The organism is Saccharomonospora iraqiensis subsp. iraqiensis (genome assembly GCF_000430445.1).
Classification (GTDB): domain Bacteria; phylum Actinomycetota; class Actinomycetes; order Mycobacteriales; family Pseudonocardiaceae; genus Saccharomonospora; species Saccharomonospora iraqiensis.
In genome coordinates this window covers 23,402-29,222 of the sequence record NZ_KE387072.1, presented here as the reverse complement: position 1 = coordinate 29,222, position 5,821 = coordinate 23,402, and the positions used below count along the sequence as shown (strand labels likewise).

8 protein-coding genes are annotated in these 5,821 nt (G+C 70.4%); 2 read left to right on the top strand and 6 right to left on the bottom strand.

Annotated features, from left to right (window positions below; genetic code table 11):
- Both ACTIR_RS22340 and ACTIR_RS0108245 read right to left on the bottom strand, forming a co-directional pair.
- On the bottom strand, nt 1–212 hold a 212-nt coding region (locus tag ACTIR_RS22340; RefSeq protein ID WP_034239013.1), incomplete at its 3' end, for a sigma factor.
- 7 nt (nt 213–219) lie between these two features.
- Nucleotides 220–627 (bottom strand): YciI family protein, encoded by a 408-nt coding sequence (locus tag ACTIR_RS0108245; protein WP_026453916.1) that lies wholly within the window; start codon nt 625–627, stop codon nt 220–222.
- Nucleotides 628–842: 215 nt separating this feature from the next.
- Between ACTIR_RS0108245 and ACTIR_RS0108240 the strand changes: the two genes are divergently transcribed.
- Nucleotides 843–1,682, top strand: a complete 840-nt coding sequence (locus ACTIR_RS0108240) for an MBL fold metallo-hydrolase (RefSeq protein ID WP_026453915.1) — start codon at nt 843–845, stop codon at nt 1,680–1,682.
- Between the two features lie 63 nt (nt 1,683–1,745).
- Here ACTIR_RS0108240 and ACTIR_RS0108235 read toward each other — a convergent pair whose 3' ends face one another.
- The gene (locus ACTIR_RS0108235; protein ID WP_026453914.1) at nt 1,746–2,528 is read right to left on the bottom strand and encodes an SDR family NAD(P)-dependent oxidoreductase; all 783 of its coding nucleotides are present in this window, start codon (nt 2,526–2,528) and stop codon (nt 1,746–1,748) included.
- Nucleotides 2,529–2,585: 57 nt separating this feature from the next.
- Nucleotides 2,586–3,083, bottom strand: a complete 498-nt coding sequence (locus ACTIR_RS0108230; protein WP_026453913.1) for a GyrI-like domain-containing protein — start codon at nt 3,081–3,083, stop codon at nt 2,586–2,588.
- A gap of 680 nt (nt 3,084–3,763) precedes the next feature.
- Between ACTIR_RS0108230 and ACTIR_RS0108225 the strand changes: the two genes are divergently transcribed.
- Complete coding sequence (locus tag ACTIR_RS0108225; protein ID WP_026453912.1) at nt 3,764–4,297, top strand: 2'-5' RNA ligase family protein; 534 nt, start codon at nt 3,764–3,766, stop codon at nt 4,295–4,297.
- Nucleotides 4,298–4,380: 83 nt separating this feature from the next.
- Here the strand turns inward: ACTIR_RS0108225 and ACTIR_RS0108220 are convergent, their stop codons facing one another.
- Together ACTIR_RS0108220 and ACTIR_RS22335 are read right to left on the bottom strand one after the other, a co-directional pair.
- The gene (locus tag ACTIR_RS0108220; RefSeq protein WP_026453911.1) at nt 4,381–4,767 is read right to left on the bottom strand and encodes a DoxX family protein; all 387 of its coding nucleotides are present in this window, start codon (nt 4,765–4,767) and stop codon (nt 4,381–4,383) included.
- An 83-nt stretch (nt 4,768–4,850) separates the two neighbouring features.
- Complete coding sequence (locus ACTIR_RS22335) at nt 4,851–5,483, bottom strand: class I SAM-dependent methyltransferase (protein WP_233345857.1); 633 nt, start codon at nt 5,481–5,483, stop codon at nt 4,851–4,853.
- Between the last annotated feature and the right edge of the window lie 338 nt (nt 5,484–5,821).

The window sequence follows — 5,821 nt, the reverse complement described above, 5'->3', positions numbered from 1 at the left end:
GCGGTGTCGGCGCGGGCGGCGTCGAGGAACTTGCGCCACGCCACGGTGACCAGCCACCCCGTGGGGTCCGCCGGGGCGGCCTGCGGCCACACCCGCAGGGCCTCGACCAGGGCGTCCTGCACGGCGTCCTCGGCCGCCGCGAAGTCGGCTCCGCGACGGACGAGGATCCCGATCACCGTGGGGGTGCGGCCGCGCAGCAGTGTCCCGTCCACCGGGGGCTCACTCCGTGACGGTTTCCGGCGCGCCGAGGAACGGGCGCACCTCGAGCCACTCGTGGATCGGCTTCCCACCGGCGCCCGGGGCCGCCGACAACTCACCGGCCAGTTCCAGCGCCCGCTCGTAGCTGTCGACGTCGATCACCATCCAGCCCGCGATCAGGTCCTTGGTCTCGGCGAACGGGCCGTCGGTGACCGGCGGGCGCCCCTCGCCGTCGTAACGGACGAACGTGCCCTCCGGCGCCAGCGCCTGACCGTCGACGAACTCGCCGGTGGCCTCCAGCCGGGCGGCGAAGTCGTTCATGTACCGCACGTGGTCGGTGACCTCCTCCGGGGTCCACTTCTCCATCGGCACGTCGTTCACCGCCGCGGGCGCGCCCCGGTAGTGCTTCAGCAGCAGGTACTTGGTCATCGTGTCCTCCTCGGTCCCTACGGCCCAGTGTGGCCGTTTCACCCGGGGGACGGAGCCGGACGCGCATTCTCGACATCCCCGGCAGAGAGATTCTGCACCGGGGACGTCGCCGGGGAGGGCGACGGCACGTCCGTGGGCGTGTGGCGTTTTACCGGCGACGTGGCCGGGGCAGTCCCCTCGGGGAACGGACCGCACACCCCACCGAGGGAGACCCCGTGGACGCACCGTTGACCCTGCCGGACACCGGATCCGGCGATCTCAGCGAAGGCAGCGTGTACTTCATCGGCAACGCCACCACGCTGATCCGCTACGGCGGCTTCACCATCCTGACCGACCCGACGTTCCTGCACGCCGGGGATCACGTGCACCTCGGACACGGCATGTACGCCCGGCGCGAGGTCGAACCCGCCTGCCGGATCGCCGACCTGCCGCCGTTGGACTTCGTCGTGCTCTCCCACCACCACGGCGACCACTTCGACGACGTCGCCGCCGCACAACTGTCCAAGGACCTCCCGATCATCACCACCGGGCACGCCGTGGGACTGCTGTCCGAGCAGGGCTTCACCCGGGGCCACGCCCTCGACACCTGGCAGTCCCAGAACGTGATCCGGGGCGAGAACACCGTCCGGATCACCGCCATGCCCGCCAAACACGACCCCGACCCGGTGGCGGGCATGCTGCCACCCACCATGGGCAGCATGCTGGACTTCGGCCGCGACGGCGAGCGGTCCTTCCGGCTCTACATCAGCGGCGACACCCTGCTGCACGACCGGCTGTACGACATCCCCCAGCGTTACCCCGACATCGACCTGGCCCTCGTGCACGCCGGCGGGACCACCCTGCTGGGCACCGTGGTCACCATGACCGGTGCACAGGCCGTCCGCGCCGTGGAGATCGTCGCCCCCCGGCAGGCGGTGCCCATCCACTACAACGACTACTCCGTGTTCGCCTCCGGTCTGGACGACGTCAAACAGGCGGCGGCCACGTCGTCGACCACCGCGGAGTTCCACTACCTCACCCACGGCGAGACCCACCACTTCCGGCCCCTCGGCTGACGGTGGTCGCCGTGCTGATGGATCACGACTGGCCCGGGACCTCGCGAAGCGTTCCGAACGCGGTCACAGTGCGTGCCCGCCTGCGACCTGCAGAATCTGTCCGGTGATCCACCGGGCCTGATGGGAGGCCAGGTACACGACGGCGTCGGCGACGTCGGCCGGCTCGCCGGCCCGACCCATCGGAACCACCTCCCTTACGCGGGCGAGGAGTTCCTCGCCCATCCACCCGGTCTGGACAGGACCCGGCGCCACGGCGTTCACCCGGATACCGCGCGGCGCCAGGTCCAGCGCGGTGGAACGGGTGAGCGCTTCGAGCGCGGCCTTGGACGTCCCGTACCCGGTCTGGCCCGGGAACGCCCGTGCGGCGTCGGTCGTGATGTTCACGACGCACAACGGCTCGCCAGCACGGCGCAGCCGTGCGACCTCGGCGGTGAGGATCGCAGGAGCGAGGGTATTCACCTGGTAGTGGCGGTCCAACGACGCACGGGTGATCGTGTCGAGGGTGTCCGGTGACTCACAGTGGGCCGCGTTGTTGACCAGCACGTTGATCGAGCCTGCCCGGCTCGCGACCTCGTGCACCAGTCCGGTCGCGCCATCCGGTTCCGACAGGTCGCCACTGACGGCGAAGGAGCCGTTGCCGAGTTCGTCCGCGAGTCTGTCCGCCTCCCCTGCTGCGGGAGTGACGTGTTCCCACTCGGTGTCTTCGGGAGCGGAAGATTCCCGAGCGAGATAGTGAACCGCTACGCGTGCCCCCTGAGCGGCGAACGCACGACTGATCGCCGCGCCGATGTTGGCGGAACCGCCGGTGACCAGAACGTTCTGGTCGGCGAGGCCGGTATCGAGCATCGTCGTCTCCTTGCCGTCCGTTCGGTCGGGTGGGTGCGCGGCCGGGACCGGCGGCGCTCAGTCAGCCAGCGGCCAGTTCAGTTCCGTGCGCAGGTCGCGAGGGTCCATCTCCGGCGACGGCTCCGTCACGTAGACCTCCCACATCGTCGAACCCGGTGTCAGGTCCTGCTCCTCGAGCCAGGAGCGCAGGCGCCGCCACGAGTCGACGAGCCCCTCGAAGGCGCCGGCGTGGGTGACCCGGGCGGTCCGGCCGCCGGGTAGGGAGCTCGCCACGACCGTGCCGTCCCCCCGGACGGGGCGGTCGGTGGCGAAACCGACCTCGAGGTCGGTCGCCTCGCTGCTGGGCGGCCGACGATACAGGGCGAACGCGGGGCCGACGATGGCTACGCCCTGCGTGGCGAGCACCTCGGAAAGCGTGCCGAACGAGCTGTCGAAGAAGTCCGGTAGCTCGGCCGTTCGGACGATGCCGCGTACGACTGCCGTACTCACCGGGTCGGTCGTGACGAGCCGCGGTGCGGCCGTGGTGGGCTCGCCGCCGGATGCGCTGTCGGACATGGTCCTCTCCCTCGCTTGGTGGTGTGCCGTCCCATCCGTACCCGGAAAAGCCGAGCGGAACCGTCGCCGTGCCGCCTCGCCCGGCGCGGATCGCGAGCGTATCGATCGAGGGTGTCAGTTCCGGACCGTCGTCGGATCGGCCGCGATCCGCCCGGTGGTCGCCGCCGGAACCGGCGTCCACCGGGAGCGCGCCGGGCACCGTGCCCGTCGGGCCTCGTAGCAGGCGATCCCCGCTCACCGGCCTCCGGGACGGCCCGAGAGGTGCCGGAACAGGCCCCTCACCGCGGAGCAACCCCTACCCAACCACCCGCGGGCTTTTCGTCACGGTGACGCTCCAGGTCGGTTCGCGACCGGTCCGGTCGTCGGTCTCTCGGCACGGGCAGGCCGCTCACCGCCACCCCCGCCGTAAGCGTTTCGACGCTCCCGCCCGGAGATCTCACATCTATGTTTCGCGCACGCGATCGTGAAACTAGTAACGCGAAGCGTGATACTGCGAAATCATTCGACTGAGACCACCCGTGATAATGCCTCTTATCACGGGTGGTCGGTCACCGGGGCGCCGGCGGAGAGCCGGGGCGGGCGGGGACCCGCCCTCGCGGCACGCGGACGGGTCCGACGGAGCCGACTTGCTAGATTCGCCGTTCCATCCGTCGGTACGAACTCGTGGGGAGTGGTGACCCGTGTGGTCCGAGGGGCACTCGGTGCTCGTGGTGGGAGTCCCGGAACTCGACGACTACGTCCGGGCCCGCACCGCCCACTACGACGCCTCGTTCCTCGCCGACGACCCGGCGTTCGCGCACGCGCACATCACCCTGCTCGGGCCCTGGCTGTCGGAGCCGTCGCCCACCGACCTCGACACCGTCGCGACGATCCTGGCGCGCACCGAACCGTTCGAGGCCACCCTCGCCACCGTCGACACCTTCCCCAACGGGCTGATCCACCTGCGCCCGGAGCCGGAAGACCCGTTCCGGGCACTGACCGCCGCCCTGGCGGAGGCGTTCCCCCAGTGCCCGCCGTACGCGGGGACGTTCCCCGACCCGGTACCGCACCTGACCCTGGACCGGCGGGCCGAGGGCATCACCCCGGACAGCGTCGCGCGCGACCTGCGCCACCTGCTGCCGGTCCGCACCCACGTCGACCGGGTCGACCTGCAGTGGTGGGCCAACCACGACTGCCACGTGCGCGAGTCCTGGAAACTCGGCCACCGCGGCTGACGGACCGCGGGCGTGCGGTCCGTCAGCCGGGAAGTGAGAAGCGCGCCCGAGCTCGGCCAGCCAGGGTGCGCCGTTTCCGCTGTTCAGACCGCGCCGAAGGAGGCGGGGCCGAACCGGCCCCAGGCGATGAACGCCGCGACCGCGAGATAAACCAGGTTTACCGCTGCGAGCCGCGGCTCACCGAGCCGGCCGTGGGTGATCATCGCGCCGATCATCAGCAGGACCCAGCAGACGGCGGTCACCGGGACCAGCACCGGGGCGACGCCGACCGCGGCGGGCAGGATCAGCCCCACCGCGGCCAGCAGTTCCAGCACACCGAGGGTCTTCACGAAGCCGGCACGGGCGTTCGCGGTCCACCCCGCACCCGGCATGGTCTCCAGTCGGTGCTTGGGCACGAAGGTCTTGCTGAGGCCGCCGGTGACGGCCACCGCGGCCAACAGTCCGGCGGCGATCCACAGCGCGAGGTCCATCGTCCACTCCCTGATCGAGGTCGTCGTGCACCCCGGTGGACGAGACAGCGATCCCGTTCGTGACATCCCGCGCCGCAACAACATCACGGTCGAAGCGATCCGAGCTCAGCTCGATAACACTCCGTCACATACGGCATCTCCATCGGACGCTCCGGGTCCAGCAGCGCGCGGACCCGCCCCAGCAGTTCCTCCCGTGCCGCGGGCTCCATAGTGATCATGTAGCTGCGGGAGGCGACCATGTCCACGACCTCTCCAGTCGTCATCGGATGGCTCCAGCGGAAGTCCTGCCGCCGGACGGGCTCGAACGGCGCGCCCACGCGATCCACGTGTCGGTCTTCCCTCGGCGCTCCGGCGCAGTCGCGCAGGATCCCGTCCAGCTCTGCGACCCAGGGCACCGACAGGTCACGGGAGTTCCACACCAGACTCAGCCGCCCACCCGGGCGCAGCACCCGGGCGGCTTCTGGGACCGCCCGCTCCGTGTCCACCCAGTGCCAGGCCTGAGCGCACACCAGAGTGTCCACGCTCGAGTCCGGTAGCGGGATCGACTCGCCCGTCCCTTCCACAACCCGCACGTCAGGAAGCACCTCGGAGAACTTCGCGCGCATCCCGACCGAAGGCTCCACCGCGATGACTTCCCGACCCGGGGCCCGCAGCGCACGGGTCAGTTTGCCGGTGCCTGCGCCGAGATCGACGACGGTCCGTGCGTGCTCGGCCACCAGCCAGGCCACCGCCTCCGGCGGGTACGGCGGGCGGCCACGCTCATAGGCGTCCGCCTCGGCTCCGAACGAAGCCAGCCTGGCGGTATCTCTCCTGCTCCTCGGCCGTCGTCGTGCCCGGCATCCTGCCAGGCGGCCGCTCGGTCAACCTTGCGAAATGAATCTTGGTGGAGTCACCCTTGCCTGATCGCTGACCAGCGGCGCCAAAGCTTGACGCACGCTCCGACACGGATGTTCCTCAAGCCTCGGTGAGATCCGGAGCACCAGGTTCATCCCCGTGGTGGCCTGTGTGCTGTTGGTGCTGTCCTTCCTGCTCACCCTGGTTTCCCCCCCCCCCC

Bases quoted from the DNA above. Each gene is read 5' to 3' on its own strand.
- ACTIR_RS0108245 (WP_026453916.1), bottom strand. From the start codon at position 627: ATGACCAAGTACCTGCTGCTGAAGCACTACCGGGGCGCGCCCGCGGCG.
- ACTIR_RS0108235 (WP_026453914.1), bottom strand. From the start codon at position 2,528: ATGCTCGATACCGGCCTCGCCGACCAGAACGTTCTGGTCACCGGCGGT.
- ACTIR_RS0108230 (WP_026453913.1), bottom strand. From the start codon at position 3,083: ATGTCCGACAGCGCATCCGGCGGCGAGCCCACCACGGCCGCACCGCGG.
- ACTIR_RS0108220 (WP_026453911.1), bottom strand. From the start codon at position 4,767: ATGGACCTCGCGCTGTGGATCGCCGCCGGACTGTTGGCCGCGGTGGCC.